Raw genomic sequence first — 21716 nt, 5'->3', positions numbered from 1 at the left:
GCAACCCGTCAACGCGGAGTTCTGGCGGGTTTCACCCGCCCTGAAATTTACCTGGAGACCTGTATGTCGTCCTTTCTCGATGCGATTGAAAACATCACCCCGGAAATCTACGAGAGCCTCAAGCTGGCCGTGGAAATCGGCAAATGGCCGGACGGCCGCAAGCTGACCCAGGAACAGAAGGAACTGAGCCTGCAGGCGATGATCGCCTGGGAAGTGCAGAACCTGCCGGAGGAAGAGCGCACCGGCTACATGGGCCCGCAGGAGTGCAGCAGCAAGTCCGAGCCGGTGCCGAACCTGCTGTTCAAGTCCTCGGATACCTTGCACTGATGGCCGAACTTGGACGTGGCTCGCTGAGCAAGATGAAGGCGCACCTGGGCGCGCCGGTGCAGTACGCCTTTCGCCTGGGCGATATCGAGGTACCGGTCAACCCGCTGGTGGGCAAGCACCTGCGCCTGGAATACCTCGGCGCCATCCATTGCACGCACTGTGGGCGCAGGACCAAGACCAGCTTCAGCCAGGGCTATTGCTACCCCTGCATGCAGAAGCTGGCGCAATGCGACGTCTGCATCATGAGTCCGGAGAAGTGTCATTACGACGCCGGCACCTGCCGCGAACCGAGCTGGGGCGAGCAGTTCTGCATGACCGATCACATCGTCTACCTGGCCAACTCCAGTGGCGTGAAGGTGGGCATCACCCGTGCAACTCAGGTGCCGACGCGCTGGATCGATCAGGGTGCGACCCAGGCGTTGCCCATCCTGCGCGTGGCTACCCGGCAGCAGTCCGGTCTCGTCGAAGACCTGCTGCGCAGCCAGGTGGCGGACAAGACCAACTGGCGCGCGCTGCTCAAGGGCGACGCTGTGCCGGTCGATCTGCTGACTATTCGCGAGCAGTTGTTCGATAGCTGTGGCGCGGGCATCACCGAACTGCAGCAGCGTTTCGGCCTGCAAGCCATTCAGCCGCTGAGCGCAGCCGAGGTGCTGGAGATTCGCTATCCCATCGAGGCCTATCCGGCCAAGATCACCAGCTTCAACCTGGACAAGCAGCCCCTGGCCGAAGGCACCCTGCTCGGTATCAAGGGCCAGTACCTGATGTTCGACACCGGCGTGATCAATATCCGCAAGTACACCGCCTATCAGCTGGCCGTCCACGAGATCGCCGCCTGACCACCACCTTGCAGCTTGCGGCTTGAAGCTTGCAGCTGCCTCGAAGAGGCCACCGCCATGCGCACCGAACAATCCAAGACCATCTACCTCAAGGACTACCAGGTTCCCGACTACCTGATCGACGAAACCCACCTGACCTTCGAGCTGTTCGAGGATCACAGCCTGGTACATGCGCAGCTGGTCATGCGGCGCAACCCCGAAGCGGGTGCCGGGCTGCCGAAGCTCGTGCTGGATGGCCAGCAACTGGAACTGCTGGAGCTCAAGCTCGATGACCGCGAGCTGGGTGAAGGTGATTACACCCTGACCGACAGCCACCTGACCCTGCAGCCGACCCAGGAACGTTTCGTGGTCGACAGCAGCGTGCGCATCCACCCGGAAAGCAACACCGCACTGGAGGGCCTGTACAAGTCCGGCACGATGTTCTGCACCCAGTGCGAGGCCGAGGGCTTTCGCAAGATCACCTTCTACCTCGACCGCCCGGACGTGATGAGCAGGTTCACCACCACGGTCAGCGCCGAACAGCATGCCTACCCGGTGTTGCTGTCCAACGGCAACCCGATTGCCAGCGGCAGCGAGGAGGGTGGCCGTCATTGGGCCACCTGGGAAGACCCGTTCAAGAAGCCGGCCTACCTGTTCGCCCTGGTCGCCGGCGACCTCTGGTGTGTGGAAGACAGCTTCACCACCATGAGCAGCCGCGAGGTGGCGCTGCGCATCTATGTCGAGCCGGAGAACATCGACAAGGTGCAGCACGCCATGGACAGCCTCAAGCGCTCGATGAAGTGGGACGAGGAGGTCTACGGCCGTGAATACGATCTGGACATCTTCATGATCGTCGCGGTCAACGACTTCAACATGGGCGCCATGGAGAACAAGGGCCTCAACATCTTCAACTCCAGCTGCGTGCTGGCCAAGGCCGAGACCGCCACCGACGCCGCGCACCAGCGCGTCGAGGCGGTGGTGGCACACGAGTACTTCCACAACTGGTCGGGCAACCGCGTGACCTGCCGCGACTGGTTCCAGCTGTCGCTCAAGGAAGGTTTCACCGTGTTCCGCGACAGTGAGTTCTCCGCCGACACCCACTCGCGCACCGTCAAGCGCATCGAGGACGTGGCCTATCTGCGCACCCACCAGTTCGCCGAGGACGCCGGCCCCATGGCCCACCCGGTGCGTCCGGATGCGTACATGGAAATCTCCAACTTCTACACCCTGACCATCTACGAGAAGGGTTCGGAAGTGCTGCGCATGATCCACACCCTGCTCGGCCCGGAGCTGTTCCGCAAGGGCTCGGACCTGTACTTCGAGCGCCACGACGGCCAGGCCGTGACCTGCGACGATTTCGTCAAGGCCATGGAGGATGCCAGCGGTATCGACCTGACCCAGTTCAAGCGCTGGTACACCCAGGCCGGCACGCCGCGTCTGGAGGTCAGCGAGGCCTATGACGCCGCTGCGCAGCGCTACAGCCTGAGCTTCCGCCAGAGCTGCCCGGCCACGCCGGGGCAGAGCGAAAAGCTGCCGTTCGTGATTCCGGTGGCGCTCGGTTTGCTCGATGCCCAAGGCAACGAGCTGCCGCTGCGCCTGCAGGGCGAAAGCGCGGCGCAGGGCACCAGTCGCGTTTTGTCGGTGACCGAAGCCGAGCAGACCTTCACCTTCGAGGCTATTGCCGAGAAGCCGCTGCCGTCGCTGCTGCGTGGCTTCAGTGCGCCGGTCAAGCTCAGCTTCCCCTACAGCCGTGACCAACTGATGTTCCTCATGCAGCACGATTCGGATGGCTTCAACCGCTGGGAAGCCGGCCAGCAGCTGTCCGTACAAGTGCTGCAGGAACTGATCGGCCAGCACCAGCGTGGCGAAGCCCTGGTGCTGGATCAGCGCCTGGTCGCCGCGCTGCGCACCCTGCTCGAGGACGAGTCGCTGGATCAGGCCATGGTCGCGGAAATGCTCTCGCTGCCGGGCGAGGCCTATCTCACCGAGATCAGCGAAGTGGCCGATGTCGAGGCCATTCACGCCGCGCGCGAGTTCGCCCGCAAGGCGCTGGCCGACGCGCTGTTCGCGCCGCTGTGGGCGCGCTACCAGGCCAACCGCGACGTCTCCAAGGACACGCCTTACGTGGCCGAGGCGGCGCACTTCGCCCGCCGCAGCCTGCAGAACATCGCATTGTCCTACCTGATGCTCAGCGAGCAGCCTGAAGTGCTGGCAGCCTGCGTCGACCAGTTCGAGAACGCCGACAACATGACCGAGCGCCTGGCGGCCCTGGCCGTGCTGGTCAACTCGCCGTTCCAGGAGGAGCAGAGCAAGGCCCTGGCCATGTTCGCCGACTTCTTCAAGGACAACCCGCTGGTCATGGATCAGTGGTTCAGCGTGCAGGCCGGCTGCCCGCTGCCGGGCGGTCTGGAGCGAGTGCATGCGCTGATGCAGCACGACGCCTTCACCCTGAAGAATCCGAACAAGGTGCGTGCGCTGATCGGTGCCTTCGCCAACCAGAACCTGATCAACTTTCACCGGGCGGATGGGGCGGGCTATCGTTTTCTCGCCGACCAGGTGATCACCCTCAACGCCCTCAACCCGCAGATCGCTTCGCGCCTGCTGGCGCCGCTGACCCGCTGGCGCAAGTATGCACCTGCCCGCCAGGCGCTGATGAAGGCCGAGCTGGAGCGCATTCTCGCCTGCGGTGAGTTGTCCAGCGATGTCTATGAAGTGGTGAGCAAGAGCCTGGCCTGAGTCCGATGCCGATCGGATAGGGCTGCCGAAGCGATCTTTCGTGGGAGCCGCGCCTCGGGGCGCCGCTCCTGCAGATTCGGCATGTCGACGCCTGACTGGATGGCATCAGGCCTGAACGGGCTTTGCTCCAAGAAAAGTGTTACCGATCTCTGGTTGGTAACACTTTTTTGTTACCCAATGAAATATGCATGCAGTTCTTTATGCCTTTGCACACTTAAGTTCGGGGTTCGTCGCTTGACAGCGAGGCGATCTTCGTCCCTCTGCTGCGCGGCAAGGTGCGTGGTCAGTGGCATAAAGCGTCGGATCGTAGGACAAAATGCGCCAGTTTTTCTGACGCATTGGTCGGTGGCTGATCAGTCACGAAAAGAAACTGGCCAACAGCTCTTCCAAGCCTGTTTGCGCTGATACACCTGTTTGAATTGGCACCATGGTTGCAGTACCGAGCTGGATCTGACCGCGTGCGAGCGCGCGCTGGTCGCAGGAAGATGTCGCTGCAAATAAAAACAGAAGCCGTCGTCAGTACGGCAATCGCGACCCGGATACGGGATCGCCCAAAAGAATGATCTGTCCACGGAGTGAGTCTCGATGGAAATTAAGTCCCGCAAGCCCGTTCTACGTTTTGCCCCGGCCAAGGCCGGCTTTGCGTTCGCTGGCGTTCTGCCTTTGCTGGTCGCCGCTCAGGCTCAGGCGGTGGAGTTCAGCTTCGCCGACAACGAAATCACCGGTTCCATCGACACCACCGTCTCCTACGGCCAGCTGTGGCGCGTACAGGGTCAGGACAAGACCAACGACGACATCAACACCAACGACGGCAATCGCAACTTCGATACCGGCCTGGTTTCCGAAGTGTTCAAGATCACCAGTGATCTGGAAGCTTCCTACCAGAACTACGGGGTGTTCATTCGCGGTACTGCGTTCTATGACACCCAGATCATGGACAAGCGCAACGATTACTACGACAACAACTCGCCTGGTCAGCCGAGCCAGAGCGCTCCTCGCGACAACAGCTTCACCCGCGAAACCCGCCACAAGGCTGGCCGTGATGCGCAGATCCTCGACGCCTACGTTTATGGCAACTGGGATGTGGGCAACATGCCGGTTTCCGGTCGTCTGGGTAAGCAGGTGTTCAACTGGGGTGAAGGTCTGTTCTACCGCAACGGCATCAACACCACCAACCCGGTCGACGCCGCCAAGTTCCGTTTGCCGGGCTCCGAGGTGAAGGAAGTGCTGGTGCCGGTGGAGGCGCTGAGCTTCAACCTCGGCCTGACTGACAATCTGTCGATGGAGACTTTCTACCAGTTCAACTGGAAAGAGACCGCCATCGACCCGGTGGGGACCTACTTCTCCGAGACCGACCTGTTTGCTGATGGTGGTAATACTGCCTACTCGACTCAGGAGGCGCTCATTCCGCTCGCAGGCTTGTACTCTGGCCTCGGTAATGCGGGGACGGGTGGTTTGACGGGGGGGCGTACTGTTGATGCCAACGGTAATATCAAGGTGGCCAGTGTTGGTAAGGATATCAATGCCAAGAACGATGGTCAGTTCGGTGTCGCATTCCGTTATATCGCTGAAGAACTGAACTCCACCGAGTTTGGTTTCTACTTTGTCAATTACCACGCCAAAGAACCGACCATTTATGCGGATTTGGGGGCCTACGAGGGGCTGGATTTGACCACTATTGCGCAAGGTGCATGTGTCGCTTCTGGCCTTGGCGCTGCTTGTGCTAACCCTGCGGTAATTGCTGGTTTTGCTGAGGCAGCAGGTGGTCTCGCCACGATTGACGTTGCCAACAATGTCAATGCTCGTCGCGAATATGTCGAAGATATCCGCATGTACGGCTTCAGCTTCAACACCACAGTCGGCAACGCTTCGGTGTTCGGTGAGCTGTCTTACCGTCCGAACCTGCCGGTTGGCATCGCCGCTACCAACGACCTGCTCGGCGATCTGCTGACCCAGGCGCCTCAACTGGCGGGCGGTGGTGCTGTGAATATCGGTGGCCAGCAAGTGCAGCTGGGCGATCAGATTCACAACTACACCCGCGTCGAAGCATTCAATACTTCGCTGGGTACGATCTACAACTTTGGCCCGAGCTTTGGTTTCGACTCGTTGTTCGGTGTGGCTGAGCTGGCGTCCGAGCATCTGCGTGGCGACAGCCTGCAGTACAGCTCGCCTACCGGTAACCGCTATTACGCCGGCCGTGGCAACGGCTCCTATATCTCCGGCTACGACCGCGACGACCAGGTCAACAAGGACGCCTACGGCTACACCCTGGTGCTCTCCGGCACCTGGAACGACGTTTACGCTGGCGTGAACCTGTCGCCGTTCGCCGTGTTCAAGCATGACTTCGAAGGCAACTCGCACCAGACCGGCAACTTCATCGAAGGGCGCAAGGCGTACACCCTCGGTATGCGCGCCAGCTACCTGAACAGCCTGGAAGCCGAGATCCAGTACACCGAGTTCTATGGCGCTGGCCAGAACAACGGTGCGCGTGATCGCGACAACATTGGCCTGAACGTCAAGTACTCCTTCTAAGAGGACGTCTACAAATTGCTGCGCTCGGCCATGCTGCGTTGGAATCAGCCGCAAAATGCTCATGTACTGCTCGTACAGGCCGCGTTTTCGACTGGTTTCGTCTTGCCTGGCCTTCGCTCGCTGCTTTGTAAACACCCTCTGTACCTATAACCAGAAACACGCCGGGTGCCCTCGGGCGCCCGACAATACTCTTCACGGAGAATTACCCATGCTGAACAAGCACAGGCTGATGGCCGTAGCCGTTGCGCTGGCGTTTTCTGCCGGTTCCGCGCTGGCTGCCGTTTCCCCGCAGGAAGCCGCCAAGCTCGGCGATACCCTGACTCCCTTCGGTGCCGAGAAGGCTGGCAACGCTGCCGGCACCATTCCGGCCTGGACCGGTGGCATCACCCAGGCACCGGCTGGCTACACTCGCTCGGGCCAGCACCACGTCAATCCGTTCCCGGAAGACAAGCCGCTGTTCACCATTACTGCGGCCAACCTTAGCCAGTACGAAGCCAATCTGACGCCGGGTCAGATCGCCATGTTCAAGGCGTATCCGGAAACCTATCAGATGCCGGTGTACCAGACCCGCCGCTCCGGCTCCGCGCCGCAGTGGGTCTATGACAACACCGTGAAGAACGCCACCAGCGCCAAGCTGGTCGATGGCGGCAACGGCTTCTCCGATGCCTACGGCGGTATCCCGTTCCCGATTCCGCAAAATGGTGTCGAGGCGCTGTGGAACCACATCGCCCGCTATCGCGGTACCTACATCGTGCGTCGCGCCTCGGAAGTGGCAGTACAGCGCAATGGCGCCTACTCGCTGGTCACTTCCCAGCAGGAAGCGCTGTTCAAGTACTACCTGCAGAACGGCTCCTTCGCCGACCTGAACAACATCATGTTCTACTACCTGTCCTTCACCACCAGCCCGGCGCGCCTGGCCGGTGGTGCAGTACTGGTTCACGAGACCCTGGATCAGGTGAAGGAGCCGCGTCAGGCCTGGGGCTACAACGCCGGTCAGCGCCGCGTGCGCCGTGCGCCGAACCTGGCCTACGACACCCCGATCGCCGCAGCTGACGGTCTGCGTACCGCCGACGACACCGACATGTTCAACGGTGCCCCGGATCGCTACGACTGGAAACTGGTGGGCAAGAAGGAAATCTACATCCCGTACAACAACTACAAGGTCACCAGCCCGGACGTCAAGTACGAGGATCTGCTGCAGGTTGGCCACCTCAATCCGGCTCTGACCCGTAACGAGCTGCACCGCGTGTGGGTCGTCGAGGGCACGCTGAAGTCCGGCGCTCGCCATATCTACTCCAAGCGTACCCTGTTCCTCGACGAGGACAGCTGGCAGGCAGCGGTGGTGGATCAGTACGACGGCCGTGGCGAGCTGTGGCGCGTTTCCATCGCCTACCTGAAGAACTACTACGACCTGCCGACCACCTGGTCTGCACTCGATGTGTTCCATGACCTGCAGGCGCGTCGTTACCACGTGCAGAACCTGGACAACGAAGAGAGCAACACCATCGACTTCACCCAGGCCACTCCCGACGACGGTTATTTCAAACCGGCCGCCCTGCGTCGCCGCGGCACGCGATAATAGTCGTGTAGTCTCACGCGAAGGCCGCTACAGTAGTAGCGGCCTTTTCGCATCAGCTTGGCGAATAGGCTTCTATCACGCGGGTTTTGCCTTAACAAAACATAACGTCGCGCCAATTGTCAGGGCTTTCCGAAGCTCGCTAGGATGGGCGTGATCAGTAGTACCGCCTATAACAAGAAAGGGGGAAGGTATATGAGTGAGCCCGTCATGCGGCGCACCCAGTCCGGTCTGGCGCCCATCCTGGCGCGCAAATCGGCGCTCCGTGTCCATTCGCCGCTGGCTAAAGCGCTCTCGCTGTGCAGTGTGCTTTCCATTCTGGCTTTCGCTGCCGCGCCCCTGCAGGCCGAGACCTCGGCTGCGGCTGATGCAGGCTATGCCATCGAGTCTCCCAAGGCCGTCGAGAGCCTGCTGCTCGATGTGGCCAATACCGGTGAGCGTCTGGTTGCCGTTGGCGACCGTGGCCACGTTCTCTATTCCAACGACCAGGGGCAGAGCTGGCAGCAGGCCAAGGTGCCGACCCGCCAGATGCTGACCTCGCTGTTCTTCGTCGATGCCCAGCATGGCTGGGTGGTCGGTCACGATGCGCAGATTCTCGCGACCACCGATGGCGGTCTGACCTGGAACAAGCAGTTCGAAGACCGCGAGCTCGAAGCGCCGCTGCTGGATATCTGGTTCAAGGATCTGCAGACCGGTTACGCCGTGGGCGCCTATGGCGCGCTGCTGGAGACCACCGATGGTGGCCAGAACTGGGAAGACATCAGTGATCGTCTCGACAACGAAGACGCCTATCACCTCAACGCCATTACCGCCGTGAAGGACTCCGGTCTGTTCATCGTCGGTGAGCTGGGCCTGATGTTCCGCTCCGCAGACTGGGGGCAGACCTGGGAGCGTATCGAGGACCTGCCCTACGAGGGTTCGCTGTTCGGCGTGATCGGTACCGATCAGCCAGCCACACTGCTGGCCTACGGTCTGCGTGGCCACCTGTTCCGCTCCACCGATTTCGGTGACAGCTGGCAGCAGATCACGCTCAACACCCCGAACAACGGCCCGCTGGAGTTCGGTCTGGCCGATGGCGCGCTGCTCAACGATGGCAGCGTCGCGGTCGTCGGGCACGGTGGCACCGTGCTGCGCAGCAAGGATCATGGTCAGACGTTCAGCCTGATCAACCGTCCCGACCGCCTTTCGCTGGCCGGTGTAGCTGCACTGGATAACGGCAACCTGATCCTGGTGGGGCAGGGCGGCGTGCACCTCGCCGCCTCGACTGGCGCCGATCTGGGCCAACAATAACAAGCCGGGAGCCTTTGCATGACCAAGCATCAACAACAGCCTGCGTCCTTCCTCGAGCGGCTGATTTTCAACAATCGCCCGGCGGTTATCCTGATCTGCCTGCTGATCAGCATCTTCCTGTTCTATCAGGCTGCTCAGGTACGCCCGCAGACCAGCTTCGAGAAGATGATTCCGCTGGGGCACCCCTATATTCAGAAGATGCTCGAACACCGTAACGACCTGGCCAACCTGGGCAATACGGTACGCATCTCGGTGGAAGCCACCGAGGGTGACATCTTCAGCAAGGAATACATGGAAACGCTGCGGCAGATCCATGACGAGGCGTTCTACATTCCCGGCGTCGACCGTTCCGGTCTGAAGTCGCTGTGGAGTCCGAGCGTGCGCTGGACCGAAGTGACCGAAGAAGGTTTCGCCGGCGGTGAAGTGATCCCGCAGACCTACGACGGTTCCACCGACAGTCTCGAGGATCTGCGCAGCAATATCCTCAAGTCGGGTCAGATCGGGCGCCTGGTGGCGAACAACTTCAAGTCCAGCATCGTCGATATTCCGCTGCTCGAGTCCTACCCGGACCCGAAAGATCAGAGCAAGCTGATCAAGCTGGACTACCAGCAGTTCTCTCACGAGCTGGAAGAGAAGATTCGCGAGAAATACGAAGCGCAGAATCCCAAGGTCAAGGTGCACATCATCGGCTTCGCCAAGAAGGTCGGCGATCTCATCGATGGTCTGATCGGTGTGGCGCTGTTCTTCGCCGTGGCCATCGGCATTACCTTCGTGCTGCTGCTGTGGTTCACCCACTGCTTCAAGAGCACCCTGGCGGTGGTGATCACCACGCTGATCGCGGTGATCTGGCAGCTTGGCCTGCTGCATACGCTGGGCTTCGGTCTCGATCCCTACTCGATGCTGGTGCCTTTCCTGGTGTTTGCCATCGGCATCTCTCACGGCGTGCAGAAGATCAACGGGATCGCCATGGCCTCGGGTGAGGCGACCGACGCCTTGTCGGCCGCGCGCATGGCCTTCCGTCAGCTGTTCATTCCGGGGCTGGTGGCGTTGCTCTCCGACGCGGTTGGCTTCGTGACCTTGTTGCTGATCGACATCGGCGTGATCCGCGAGTTGGCCATTGGCGCCTCGATGGGCGTGGCGGTGATCATCCTCACCAACCTGATTCTGCTGCCGGTGGTGATTTCCTATATCGGTATCGGCAACCGTGCGGTGAAGAAGAGTCGCGAGGAGGCCGCCAAGGACCATCCGTTCTGGCGCGCCATTTCCAACTTCGCTCATCCGATGGTGGCACCGATCTCCGTTGTCGTTGCCGTGGTGGCGCTGGCTGGTGGCGTCTGGTACGGCCAGAACCTGAAGATCGGCGACCTCGACCAGGGCGCACCGGAGTTGCACCCGGACTCGCGCTACAACCTGGACAACGACTTCGTCATCCGCAACTACTCGACCAGTTCCGACGTACTGGTGGTCATGATCAAGACCGGCCCCGAAGGCTGCTCTACCTATGACAGCCTGGCCGCCATGGACGAGCTGATGTGGAAGATGGAGAACACCGAGGGTGTGCAGTCGGCGATTTCCATGGTCACCGTGTCCAAGCAGGTGATCAAGGGCATGAACGAGGGCAACCTGAAATGGGAAACCCTGTCGCGCAACCAGGACGTACTGAACAACTCGATCGCCCGTGCCGACGGTCTGTACAACGCCGATTGCTCGGTGGCACCGGTGCTGGTGTTCCTCGAGGACCACAAGGCCGAGACGCTGTCGCGTGCCGTGGCTGCTGCCGAAGCGTTCGCCGCGCAGCACACCACTGACGAGCTGCAGGTCGTGCTGGCCGCCGGTAACGCCGGTATCGAGGCGGCTACCAACGAAGTGATCGCGGCGTCCGAGACCACCATGCTGATCGCGGTGTACGCGGCGGTCAGCATCATGTGTCTGCTGACCTTCCGTTCGCTGGCTGCGACCTTGTGCGTGATCCTGCCGCTGGTGCTGACGTCGGTGCTGGGCAACGCACTGATGGCGTTCATGGGCATCGGCGTCAAGGTCGCTACCCTGCCGGTGATCGCGCTGGGGGTGGGTATCGGTGTCGACTACGGCATCTACATCTACAGCCGCCTGGAGACCTATCTGCGCCAGGGCATGTCGTTGCAGGAGGCCTACTACGAGACGCTCAAGTCCACCGGTAAGGCGGTGCTGTTCACCGGCGTCTGCCTGGCGATCGGCGTGGCGACCTGGATCTTCTCGGCGATCAAGTTCCAGGCCGACATGGGCCTGATGCTGACCTTCATGTTCCTCTGGAACATGATTGGTGCGATCTGGTTGCTGCCGGCCCTGGCTCGTTTCCTGATCAACACCGAGAAAATGCGCGCCAAGGCTTGAAGCCTGTCGCGTAGAACGAAAACCGCGGCCCTCGGGCCGCGGTTTTTTGTTTCATGGCTCTGGCGGTGACGAGAGTGTCTCGTCGTCGCGCGCGGTGGGGGCGCGCGGCGCACCCTACGGAGCTTGCAGGGTGCGCCATGCGCACCGGGGATGAGGAGGTCAATCAGGCTGTTTCGATGAGCCTTCTTGCCGATCCAGCCTCATGTCCCGATGGGGCGGTGCGCGCGGCGCACCCTACGGGGCTTGTAGGGTGCGCCATGCGCACCGGGGGTGAGGAGGTCAATCAGGCTGTAGCCCGGATGAAATCCGGGGCTTCGTCGGCAGTACGTAGGGTGGGCCGGGCGGCGATCCGTTTCAGCCCGCCAAGGTCAGCCGCTATTGGTGGGCTAAAGCCCACCCTACCACTTGCACGCCTCGAACTGCGTATCCTGCAAGCCCATCGCGCGCCTAGCGCGGGTACAGCGGCGGCAGCGCGCTGCTTTCCTGCGGCGCTGCGCTTGGCTCCTGTGCGGCAGGCAGGTTGCGAATCGCCTTCCACAGTTCCTCGCCTTGCCATTGCTGGCCAACTTCGCTGTACAGCGCGCCGTTGAGACCGTCCAGGGCGTCCGACAGCGGTACGTAGCGCGCGGCCATATCGGCGAGGGTTTCCGGTTGTTGGCGAGCCCAGGCGTCGAGTGCATGTCGAGTGGCCTGGGCATCGCCGGCCTGGCAGGCACGCTTGATGTCGTCTAGCAGTGTGCGTGGGCTGGGGCCGTTCTGTGCCGCGCGCTGGATCGCCGGTTGCCTGCGGGCATGCCACCACAGGCCGAAGCCGAGCAGCGTGGTCAGGCTCAGCACAGCGCAGGCCAGCTGCCAGGGCCACAGTTGCGGCCCCTCGATGATCTGGGTCGTCACCATCGGCGTATTGGGTTGCTCGTCGTTGTGCAGTTGCGGGTTTTCCGCGACCTGCAGCGTACGGGCGGAGAGGGTGGTGCGCTCCAGCGTGTCGGTCTGGGTGTTCCACCACAGCACTTCCAGCGGCGGCAGGTCGAAACCGCCGCTGCGATTGGGCACCAGCGCCTCGCGTTCTTCGCGGGTGCCGATGATGCCGTTCTCGCTCTTCTGGTCGCTCATCTGCGGCTGATCCGGGTAGCGCCGCAGGCCGTCGACCTGGGTTGCCGGCAGTGGCGGCAACTGAGCGCTGGAGAGGCCATCGACCTTGAGAATCAGGCGGCGGGTCAGGGAATCGCCGACCTGGCTCTGCTCCGGTTGCGGGTTCCAGGTTTCCGCCAGGCCCAGGGCGCGTGCCGGTAGCCAGGGCACGTCAGCCGGGTAGTCCGCCGGCTTGGGTTTGACCTGCAGCGGAATGTCCGGCGATTTGACCCGCGAGACCTTGCCCGCGCGCGGCCCGAATGGCAGGAAATCGTTGTTGCGCGAGCGGTCGACCAGGGTCGCGCTGAAGGTCTGGCCCGGGATCAGCAGTTGGCCGCTGCGCTGCGGATAGATGGCGTATTGCAGCTCGATCACGCCGTGCAGCACGCCGCCGATGCTCTTCTCGTAGGTGCGGGGTTCGCCCAGTTGTTCGACACGCGCATCCGCTATGCGCAGGGGCGTCAGGCTGCTGTCGTCGTACATGGACACCGAGTGGTAGATGCGCAGGGTGAGCACGGCCTGGGCCTGGACGTAGACGTTGTCCTGATCGAGGCTGGCATCGATGAATACCGGTGCAAGCTGTTCACCATTGCCGGCACTGACGGCCGCCTCGACGGTCAGCGTGATCGGCAGGGTTTCGGCGTCTTCCAGGCGGATCGCCGGGATCGTCACTTCGCCGTTGCGCCGGGGCTGCAGGGTCAGGATCCAGCGAGTGCTGGCGCGCGGCGTATCGCCGATGCTGCTCAGGCGATTGACCTGGCGACTGCCAAGCACCTCGAAGTCTTCCTCCAGCGGCGTCAGGTCGGGGCGGCCGAAGCGGGTCGGGTCGGTCGATTCCAGTGTCAGCACCACGGTTTCGCCTTCACTCAGGCGTGTGCGGTCGACGCTGGCGAAAAAGGCTTCGGCATGGGCCTGCCCCGCGAGCACTAGAAGAAGCAGGAAGACCAGAGGCTTCATCGATTCGAGTCCTGACGCTGTTGCTGTTCATACCAGAATTTGCGTCGCAGCAGTTCGGCCGGGTCATCCGGGATCTGCCGCAGCCATTGTTCCAGCGCTTGTCGGCGTTCGGCCGCCGTGCCCAGATCGGCTTCCGTGAGGGGTTGCTCAACGGGCTCGGCGTCGCCTGGGGGTTCACTGCTGGTGCTGGGTTGGGTGTCTTCCCCGGCGCCATTGGCGCTGCCCTGTACTGCGCCGTTTTCACCGTTCTCGCCAACACTGCCTGGTTGGCTGGGCTGCGTGGCAGTACTCTCGCTGGGCTGGCCGGCCGACGATTCATTCGTCTGCGACTGCTCGTTGGCTTGTTCCGGCTGCTCGGCCGAATCATCCTCGGCGGATGGCTGCTGATTTTCGCGCTGACGCAGCGCTTGCTCCACCAACGCCTTGTTGTGCTGCGCCGCGGCCAGCTCCGGCTGGCGTTCCAGGGCCTGCTCATAGGCATCCAGCGCGGCCTCCAGTTCGCCGGCCTTGGCCAGGGCATTGCCGCGATTGTAGTGATCGGCTGCGCTGTCGCCCTTGGCGAAACGCTCTGCGGCGGCGGCATAATCCTCGGCCTCGTAAAGCGCCTTGCCTTGCCACTGCAGGTCGACGAAGCGTTGCGCGGCCTCGGCCGGACGTTGCGCCTGCAGCAGGCGCTGGCCCTGCTGATCAGGGCGCAGCCAGAGGTCGTCGAATTCGAAGGCATGGCTGCTCTGTGGCGGCAGCATCAGCAGCAATGGCAGGCAGAACAGCCAGCCGCGACGACCGGCGCAGGCGGCGAGCAACAGCAGCGGCAGCAGGAACCAGTAGCCCTGGTCGACATGACTGTCGAGCTGTGTGGGCTCACCCGCCGCGCGCAGTGCCTGCGGGCCGTCGAGCAGGCCCAGGCGGCGCAGGTCTTCGTCGTCCAGGCGGCTCGCGGCGTAGCGGCCGTCGTGGGCCTCGGCGGTTTCACGCAGGCCGCGTGCATCGAGGCGCGGAATCAGGATGGCGCCGCGCGAGTCCTTGAGGAAGCTGCCGTCTTCCTGCACCACCGGTGCGCCTTCGCGACTGCCCACGCCGAGAATCAGCAGTGGTACCGAGCGCTTCTGCAGCGCCTGCTGGATGCCGCTGCGTTCCGCTTCATCGAGGGCGCTGGTGATCAGCAACAGGCGACCCTGGCCCAGTTGCGCCTGGTCGAGCAGTTGCAGCGCGCGCGCCACAGCCAGATCGGCGCGCCGCCCCGGCTCCGGCATCAGTGAGGGTTTCAGTGCCTCCAGCAGGTTACGGCTGGTGGCCAGGTCATCGGACAGCGGCACCAGGCTGTGCGCGCTGCCGGCGTAGACGATGATCGCCGTCTGCGCATCGCGACGCGCTTCGAGCAGGTCGAACACTTTGCGCCGGGCCTGCTCCAGTCGATTGGGGCGGCCGTCGGTGGCGAGCATCTGCGGCGTCAGTTCGAGCACTATCAACAGTGGGTCGGCAGGTTTCTGGTTGCTCTGCTCGACGCGCTGCCAGCTGGGCCCGAGCAGCGCCAGTACGGCCAGCAGCCAGGCCAGGCCGAGCGCCAGCCAGGGCAGCTTGCTGGAGCGGCCGCTGCCCCCCTTGAGCAGCGCCTGGTGGAACGCCGCCGGCAACAGCAGTTGCCAGCGTCCGCTCTGACGCTCGCGATGCCACAGGCGCCAGAGCAGCCAGGCCAGCAACGGCACGGCCAGCAGCCACAGCGGGCGCAGCCATTCAGGCCAGAGCAGGCTCATGCACGCCTCCGCAGCCGCTGCAGCAGCTCGGGCCAGAGTACCTGGCCGACCAGTACCAGCGAGCCCAGTAGCGCCAGTGCCAGCGGCCAGGCATAGAGCGCCAGGGCCGGGCGGGCGAGGGTCGGTTGCTGGGCGACGGGCTCGAGACGGTCGAGGGTCAGTTCGATCTGCTGCAGCTCGGCCTGATCGCGCGCGCGGAAATACTCCCCACCCGTGACGTCAGTGATCGCGCGCAGGCTGGTTTCGTCCAGATCCAGGGCGCTGAAGCCGAAGCTGCCGAAGGCACCGCTTTGCTGCGGATCGGCGCCGATGCCGATGGCATAGATGCGCACGCCTTCATCGGCGGCCAGTTGCGCCGCGACCATCGGGTCGATCTCGCCACCGTTATTGGCACCGTCGGTGATCAGCACCAGCACGCGGCTTTGCGCCGGGCGCTGGCGCAGGCGTTTCACTGCCAGGCCGATGGCATCGCCGATGGCGGTGTTCTTGCCGGCGATGCCGATCATGGCTTCGTCCAGCCAGGTGCGCACCGTATGGCGGTCGAAGGTCAGCGGTGCCTGCAGATAGGCCTGGCTGCCGAACAGGATCAGGCCGACCCGATCGCCACGGCGGCCTTCGATGAAATCGCCGAGCAGGCGCTTGACCAGCTCCAGGCGGCTGATTGGCTCGTCGTCCCACTGCATGTCGGCGTAATCCATGGAGCCGGAGACATCCACCGCCAGCAGCAGGTCGCGGCCGCTGGCGGGCAGGGGCAGCGGTTCGCCGACCCACTGCGGCCGTGCAGCGGCGCACAGCAGCAGGCACCAGAGCAGCACCAGTGGGGCTTGCTGACGCCAGCTGGGCAGGGCAGTGCGGGCGCGGCGCCCGCTCAGGGCCTGCAGCTCGTCGAGAAAGCCGACGCGCAGCGCTGCGTCGCCACTGTCGGCGGGCGGCAGCAGCAGGCGCAGCAGCCAGGGCAGCGGCGCGAGCAGAAAGACCCAGGGCCAGGCGAACTCAAACATGCTTGCGAATCCAGATGGCGATGGCCTGATCGAGTTCCACGATGGCTTTGTCGCTCAGGGTGCACTGTGGCCTGTAGCCGCCATCGACCAGGATCATCCAGCGGGTCAGGCCCGCCGCCGGGCAGCGGTTATCGAGAAACGCCAGCCAGGCGCGGCTGCTCAGGGTGTGGCTGGCGCTCTCGGGATAGCGTTCGCGGCACAGGCGTTTGAGCAGGGCGTTGAGCTGTTGCAGCCAGGGGCCAGCCGGGGCGCCGTCATAAGGTTTGCTCAAGCGTGCCAGCTCATCGAGCGCCGCCTGACGCAGCGGATCGAGTGGCTGCTGCGTAGCCACCTTGGGTGCACGTCGGCGCCAGTTGCGCAGCAAACGCCACAGTCCCCAGCCGAGCAGTGGCAGCAGCACGGCCAGCAACCACCAGCCCGGAGCCGGCGGCCACCAGAGCACGGCGGGCGGATCGATCAGCGGCTGCAACTGGTCGATGGGGTTCATAGGGACTTTCTCGAATGCAGGGTGCTGAGCTGTTCCTGCAATTGCTCGACCAGTTCGAACTGGGTGCTCAGCGGCAGCAGCGGCACGCCGAGCTTCTGCGTCAGGCGCTGCCAGCGTGCTTCGCGGGCCTGGGCCTGGGCGCGATAGGCCTGGCGCAGGTCCGCGTTGTGGCTGTCGAGCTCCAGCTGTGCGCCGTTCTGGGTGAAGCGCAGCAGGCCGGCGGCCGGCAGGGCGTGATCGAGCGGATCGGACAGCGGCAGCAGCAGCAGATCGGTATGGCGCGCGAGCAGCGTCAACTGCTGCTCGGCGTTGTCGCTGAGGGCGCGCTCATCGCACAGCACGATCACCAGGCTACCCGGGCGCAGGACTTCGCGAGCGCGACGCAGGGCCAGGCCGAAGTTGTCGCGGCCGGTGTTGGCCTGGCTCTCCGGGCCGAGCGCCTGGTTGGCGCGTGCCAGCAGGTTGAGCAGTTGCAGCAGGCTCTGCTTGCTGCGCCTTGGTTTGACTTCGTGATGGTCGTTATCGGCGAACACCAGGCCGCCGATGCGGTCGTTATGGCCCAGCGCGGCCCAGCCGATCAGCGCGGCGGCGCGTGCGGCCAGCACTGACTTGAAACACTGGCCGGAGCCGAAGAACAGGCGCTGGCTCTGCTCGGCGATGATGAAGATGGGGCGTTCGCGCTCTTCGTGGAACAGCTTGGTGTGCGGCTCCTGGGTGCGTGCGGTGACGCGCCAGTCGATGGTGCGCACGTCGTCGCCAGGCTGATAGACGCGCACCTGGTCGAAGTCCACGCCGCGGCCGCGCAGCTTGGAGTGGTGCAGGCCGATCAACGGGCTGCGCCGCGCCGGTGTCGAGAACAGCGGCACCTCATGCACCTTGTGGCGCATGTCGATCAGCTCGCCGAGGGCGATATGGATGCCGGGTTGGCTGGCGGGGTTTTGCATGGGCTTCAGCCCGTAGCCCGGATGCAATCCGGGGAGGCAGCGTGATCAGCCCCGGATTGCATCCGGGCTACGTGGGACAGGCGCATGGGGCGCGGCTGCATCAAGCCACCGCCACCACGTCGAGGATGCGCTGGATCACGCGGTCCTGATCGACGCCCGAGGCCTCGGCCTCGAAGGACAGGATGATGCGATGGCGCAGCACGTCGAACAGCACCGCCTGGATATCCTCGGGGCTGACGAAGTCGCGTCCGGCCAGCCAGGCGTGGGCGCGTGCGCAGCGGTCGAGGGCGATGGAGCCGCGCGGGCTGGCGCCATAGGCGATCCAGTCGGCCAGCTCGGCATCGAACTTGGCCGGCGTGCGGCTGGCCATGACCAGTTGCACCAGGTATTCCTCCACGGCATCGGCCATGTACAGGCCGAGGATTTCCTTGCGCGCGGCGAACACCGCCTGCTGGCTGACCCGGTGCTCGGGCTTGGCCTCACCGTTGAGCGCATCGCCACGGGCCTGGGCGAGGATCTTGCGCTCCACCGCCGCATCGGGAAAACCGATCTTCACGTGCATCAGAAAGCGGTCGAGCTGCGCTTCCGGCAGCGGGTAGGTGCCTTCCTGTTCGATGGGGTTCTGCGTGGCCATGACCAGAAACAGCGGCGACAGGTCGTAGGTGCTGCGGCCTACCGAGACCTGGCGCTCGGCCATGGCTTCGAGCAGCGCCGATTGCACCTTGGCCGGGGCGCGGTTGATCTCGTCGGCCAGTACCAGGTTGTGAAAGATCGGCCCCTGCTGGAACACGAAGCTGCCGGTTTCCGGGCGATAGATTTCGGTGCCGGTGATGTCCGCTGGCAGCAGGTCGGGGGTGAACTGGATGCGATGGAACTCGCCCTCGATACCCTCGGCCAGCTCCTTGATCGCCTTGGTCTTGGCCAGGCCGGGGGCACCCTCGACCAGCAAATGGCCGTCGGCGAGCAGCGCGATCAGCAAACGCTCGATGAGCCTTTCCTGGCCGAGAATCTGAGTGGAGAGAAATTGGCGTAACGCGAGCAGCGCTTCACGGTGTTCCATCGTCGGGCTCTTCTGGCGGATGGGCGGGGCTTTTCACGGCCGCGCGTGCAGACCGCCGACTTTAATGCATTTGCCGCTTCGGCCGCTATCTGCGGCGCGGGGCATGAACAGTCTGGCAACAGAAATGCGAGGGATGTCGCCAACGTCGAAATGCCCGCCCTTGACGAGGACGGGTCATATAGCCGAGTGCGACGCTATTGCCACTGCGCCAGGAGCCGGCGCTGGGCAAGCAGGGCGCTGTCCTGGGTGGTGGGCGCAAACTGCAGGGTCTGCCCCGGCAGGCATTGTGCCAGCCGAGCCACGGCCTGTGGCGTCAGCGCGCCGAGGCGCGGGTAGCCGCCGATGGTCTGGCGGTCGTTGAGCAGGATGATCGGTTGGCCATCCGGCGGCACTTGCACGGCGCCCAACGGGATACCTTCGGAGATCATCGAGCCACGCTGGCATTGCAGCTGTGGGCCGTTGAGACGAATGCCCATGCGGTCGGCGCGCTGGTCGATCAGCCATGGGCTGTTGAAGGCATCGAACAGACTCTGGCCACGGAAGTCGCCGATCTGTGCACCCAGCACCAACTGCAGACGCGGCGCATCCTGGTACTCGGGGATGAACGCGGCGGGCATCTGTCGCGTTGCACTGGTGCTGCCGGTCCAGTCCAGCAAATCGCCCACAGCGATGGCGCGGCCATCACCCTGCAGGCCGCCAAGGCCTTCGCGCAGCATGCTGGCGCAGCTGCCCAGCACCAGCGGCGCCTCAAATCCACCCGGCGCTGCCAGATAGGCGCGGGCGCCCTGGCGCGGCTGGGCGAAACTCAGGCGCTGGCCCTTGCGCACTTCGAAGCTGCGCCAGGGCGCCAGCGGTTGGTCGTCCAGCCGCGCACCGAGGTCGGCACCGGTCAGTGCCAGGGTGGCGTCGCGGCTGCATTCGAAATCGGCATTGCCCAGGGTGATCTCCACCACAGCGGCAGTCAGCGGGTTGCCCAGCAACCAGTTGGCCCAGCGATGGGCGATCCAGTCCAGGGCTCCGCACTGGGTCACGCCGAGGTGGCGCACGCCGAAACGGCCACCATCCTGCAGTTGAATGAAAGGGCTGCTGCGCAATACGCGCAGGCCGGCGTCGATAGTGCTCATTGGCTGGCCTCCAGCGGGCTGTCGTCGCCGCCCAGGCGGATGAATTCGTCGCGTTCGATGGGCACGAAGCGCACACGATCACCGGGTTGCAGCAGGCTGTAGCCTTCGATGTCGCTGCCGAACAGGCGACTCGGCGTGCGCCCGATCAGGTTCCAGCCACCGGGCGAAACCACCGGGTAGGCGGCCGTCTGCCGTTCGGCGATGCCGACGCTGCCGGCGGCGATGCGCTTGCGCGGCGTGCTCAGGCGCGGCGCGGCGAGGATTTCCTCGACCAGGCCCATGAAGGCGAAGCCGGGCGCGAAACCCAGGGCGAATACCTGATAGGCATGGCCGCTGTGCCGGGCGATCACCTCGGCCTCACTGAGCCCGCTGCGCCGGGCCAGCAGTTGCAGCTCAGGGCCGACGCTGCGGTCGTACCAGGTGGGCAACTGATGCTCGCGGCCGCCTTGCAGATCGGCAGGCTGCAAGCCATCGAGCGCTTCGGCGACCTTCGCGCGCGCCTGCTCGCTGTCGAGCTGGCACAGGTCGTAGTGCAGCAGCAGCGTGGTATAGGAGGGCACCAGGTCGATCAGCGCGCCGCCGAATGCTGCCTGCAGGCGCGTGCGTGCGGCCAGCATCCACGGCATGTTGGCTTCATCGATGAAGTCGAACAGGCGCAGGATCAGGCTGTCGATGCCGGCGACTTCCAGCCGGGCGTTGGGCGCCTTCATGCCTGAACCAGGCTGTCGAAGGCCTGGCGAATGCGCCTGACGGCGGCGACCGAACCGGCGTTGTCGCCATGCACGCACAGCGTCTGCGCGGCCAGCTGCAGTGCGCTGCCGTCGCTGGCCTGCAGGGCCTCGCCACGCGCCAGGGTCAGCGCCTGGCTGACGATCACCTCGCTGTCGTGATGCACGGCACCCGGCAGGCTGCGGCTGACCAGGAAACCGGCGGCATCGTAGGCGCGGTCGGCGAAAGCCTCGAACCACAGGGTCAGGCCGAATTCGTCGCCCAGCGCCTGGGCGGCACTGTTGTCGCGGGTGCACATCAGCATCAGCGGCAGCTGGCGGTCGTACCTGGCCACGGCGCTCATCACCGCGCGCAGGGTGGCGGGCTTGCGCATCATGTCCTGATACAGCGCACCGTGCGGTTTGACGTAGCTGACACGCGTGCCCTGGCTGCGGCAGATGCCTTCCAGCGCACCGATCTGGTAGAGCATCAGGTCTTCGACTTCCTGCGGCGTGCAGTCCATCGAACGGCGGCCGAAGCCGACCAGGTCCTGATAGGCGGTGTGCGCGCCGATGCGCACGTCGTGGGTCACGGCCAGGGCCACGGTCTTGCGCATCACTCTGGGGTCGGAGGCATGGAAACCGCAGGCGATGTTGGCGCAGTCGATGTAGGGCATGACCTCGGCGTCCAGGCCCATGGTCCAGGCGCCGAAGCTTTCGCCGATGTCGCAGTTCAGAAGCAGGTTCTTCATAGGGGACTCTGTTGGTTTGCGCCGAGTGTCCGATCCTTCGGGCGGAGGCGGTGGTTTTGGGCATTGTTGAGGGGCACCCGGTTGGCGTCCAACAAATTAAGACGTGCACAGGGGATAAGAAATTTCGATCCTCCGGGCCGTGGGCGACGG

The 21716-nt window shown here is 64.0% G+C and carries 16 protein-coding genes; 7 read left to right on the top strand and 9 right to left on the bottom strand.

The window, feature by feature from the left end:
• The first annotated feature begins 63 nt into the window (after positions 1–63).
• From ACN0X6_RS09285 to ACN0X6_RS09255, 7 genes are all read left to right on the top strand, one after another.
• A complete protein-coding gene (locus tag ACN0X6_RS09285) occupies positions 64–327 on the top strand; it encodes a YeaC family protein (protein WP_074681470.1) in 264 nt (87 codons plus the stop codon).
• Positions 327–1163 (top strand): DUF2797 domain-containing protein, encoded by an 837-nt coding sequence (locus ACN0X6_RS09280; protein ID WP_417703400.1) that lies wholly within the window; start codon positions 327–329, stop codon positions 1161–1163. Before ACN0X6_RS09285 ends, ACN0X6_RS09280 begins: the two co-directional genes overlap by 1 nt.
• A 57-nt stretch (positions 1164–1220) precedes the next feature.
• A complete protein-coding gene (pepN, locus tag ACN0X6_RS09275) occupies positions 1221–3878 on the top strand; it encodes an aminopeptidase N (RefSeq protein WP_417703398.1) in 2658 nt (885 codons plus the stop codon).
• 585 nt (positions 3879–4463) lie between these two features.
• Entirely contained in the window at positions 4464–6410 is a 1947-nt protein-coding gene (locus tag ACN0X6_RS09270; protein WP_417703396.1) for a DUF1302 domain-containing protein, read from the top strand.
• Positions 6411–6618: 208 nt separating this feature from the next.
• Positions 6619–7989 (top strand): DUF1329 domain-containing protein, encoded by a 1371-nt coding sequence (locus ACN0X6_RS09265; protein ID WP_417703395.1) that lies wholly within the window; start codon positions 6619–6621, stop codon positions 7987–7989.
• Positions 7990–8181: 192 nt separating this feature from the next.
• A complete protein-coding gene (locus ACN0X6_RS09260) occupies positions 8182–9276 on the top strand; it encodes a YCF48-related protein (protein WP_417703393.1) in 1095 nt (364 codons plus the stop codon).
• An 18-nt stretch (positions 9277–9294) separates the two neighbouring features.
• Positions 9295–11649: an efflux RND transporter permease subunit gene (locus ACN0X6_RS09255; protein ID WP_417703392.1), complete on the top strand. Its 2355-nt coding sequence runs from the start codon at positions 9295–9297 to the stop codon at positions 11647–11649.
• A 447-nt stretch (positions 11650–12096) separates the two neighbouring features.
• Here ACN0X6_RS09255 and ACN0X6_RS09250 read toward each other — a convergent pair whose 3' ends face one another.
• The 9 genes from ACN0X6_RS09250 to ACN0X6_RS09210 form a co-directional block, all read right to left on the bottom strand.
• Positions 12097–13737: a BatD family protein gene (locus tag ACN0X6_RS09250; protein ID WP_417703390.1), complete on the bottom strand. Its 1641-nt coding sequence runs from the start codon at positions 13735–13737 to the stop codon at positions 12097–12099.
• The gene (locus ACN0X6_RS09245; RefSeq protein WP_417703388.1) at positions 13734–15491 is read right to left on the bottom strand and encodes a VWA domain-containing protein; all 1758 of its coding nucleotides are present in this window, start codon (positions 15489–15491) and stop codon (positions 13734–13736) included. Before ACN0X6_RS09245 ends, ACN0X6_RS09250 begins: the two co-directional genes overlap by 4 nt.
• Positions 15488–16492, bottom strand: coding sequence for a vWA domain-containing protein (locus ACN0X6_RS09240; RefSeq protein WP_417703386.1), 1005 nt, complete (start codon positions 16490–16492; stop codon positions 15488–15490). The genes ACN0X6_RS09245 and ACN0X6_RS09240 overlap by 4 nt, the downstream gene beginning before the upstream one ends.
• Complete coding sequence (locus tag ACN0X6_RS09235; RefSeq protein ID WP_417703385.1) at positions 16485–16979, bottom strand: DUF4381 domain-containing protein; 495 nt, start codon at positions 16977–16979, stop codon at positions 16485–16487. Before ACN0X6_RS09235 ends, ACN0X6_RS09240 begins: the two co-directional genes overlap by 8 nt.
• Positions 16976–17923 carry a DUF58 domain-containing protein gene (locus ACN0X6_RS09230; RefSeq protein WP_417703383.1) on the bottom strand — a complete coding sequence of 316 codons (948 nt, stop codon included), beginning with the start codon at positions 17921–17923 and terminating at the stop codon, positions 16976–16978. Before ACN0X6_RS09230 ends, ACN0X6_RS09235 begins: the two co-directional genes overlap by 4 nt.
• A 100-nt stretch (positions 17924–18023) precedes the next feature.
• Positions 18024–18983 (bottom strand): AAA family ATPase, encoded by a 960-nt coding sequence (locus ACN0X6_RS09225; RefSeq protein ID WP_160017528.1) that lies wholly within the window; start codon positions 18981–18983, stop codon positions 18024–18026.
• Between the two features lie 194 nt (positions 18984–19177).
• Positions 19178–20107, bottom strand: coding sequence for a biotin-dependent carboxyltransferase family protein (locus tag ACN0X6_RS09220; RefSeq protein WP_417703382.1), 930 nt, complete (start codon positions 20105–20107; stop codon positions 19178–19180).
• A complete protein-coding gene (locus ACN0X6_RS09215; protein ID WP_417703380.1) occupies positions 20104–20817 on the bottom strand; it encodes a 5-oxoprolinase subunit B family protein in 714 nt (237 codons plus the stop codon). The genes ACN0X6_RS09220 and ACN0X6_RS09215 overlap by 4 nt, the downstream gene beginning before the upstream one ends.
• Positions 20814–21566 carry a 5-oxoprolinase subunit PxpA gene (locus ACN0X6_RS09210; RefSeq protein WP_417703378.1) on the bottom strand — a complete coding sequence of 251 codons (753 nt, stop codon included), beginning with the start codon at positions 21564–21566 and terminating at the stop codon, positions 20814–20816. The genes ACN0X6_RS09215 and ACN0X6_RS09210 overlap by 4 nt, the downstream gene beginning before the upstream one ends.
• Positions 21567–21716 lie beyond the last annotated feature (150 nt).

It is taken from the genome of Pseudomonas sp., assembly GCF_048269965.1.
In the GTDB taxonomy this organism is placed as follows: Bacteria; Pseudomonadota; Gammaproteobacteria; order Pseudomonadales; family Pseudomonadaceae; genus Aquipseudomonas.
This window is presented reverse-complemented; position numbering and strand designations above follow the sequence as displayed.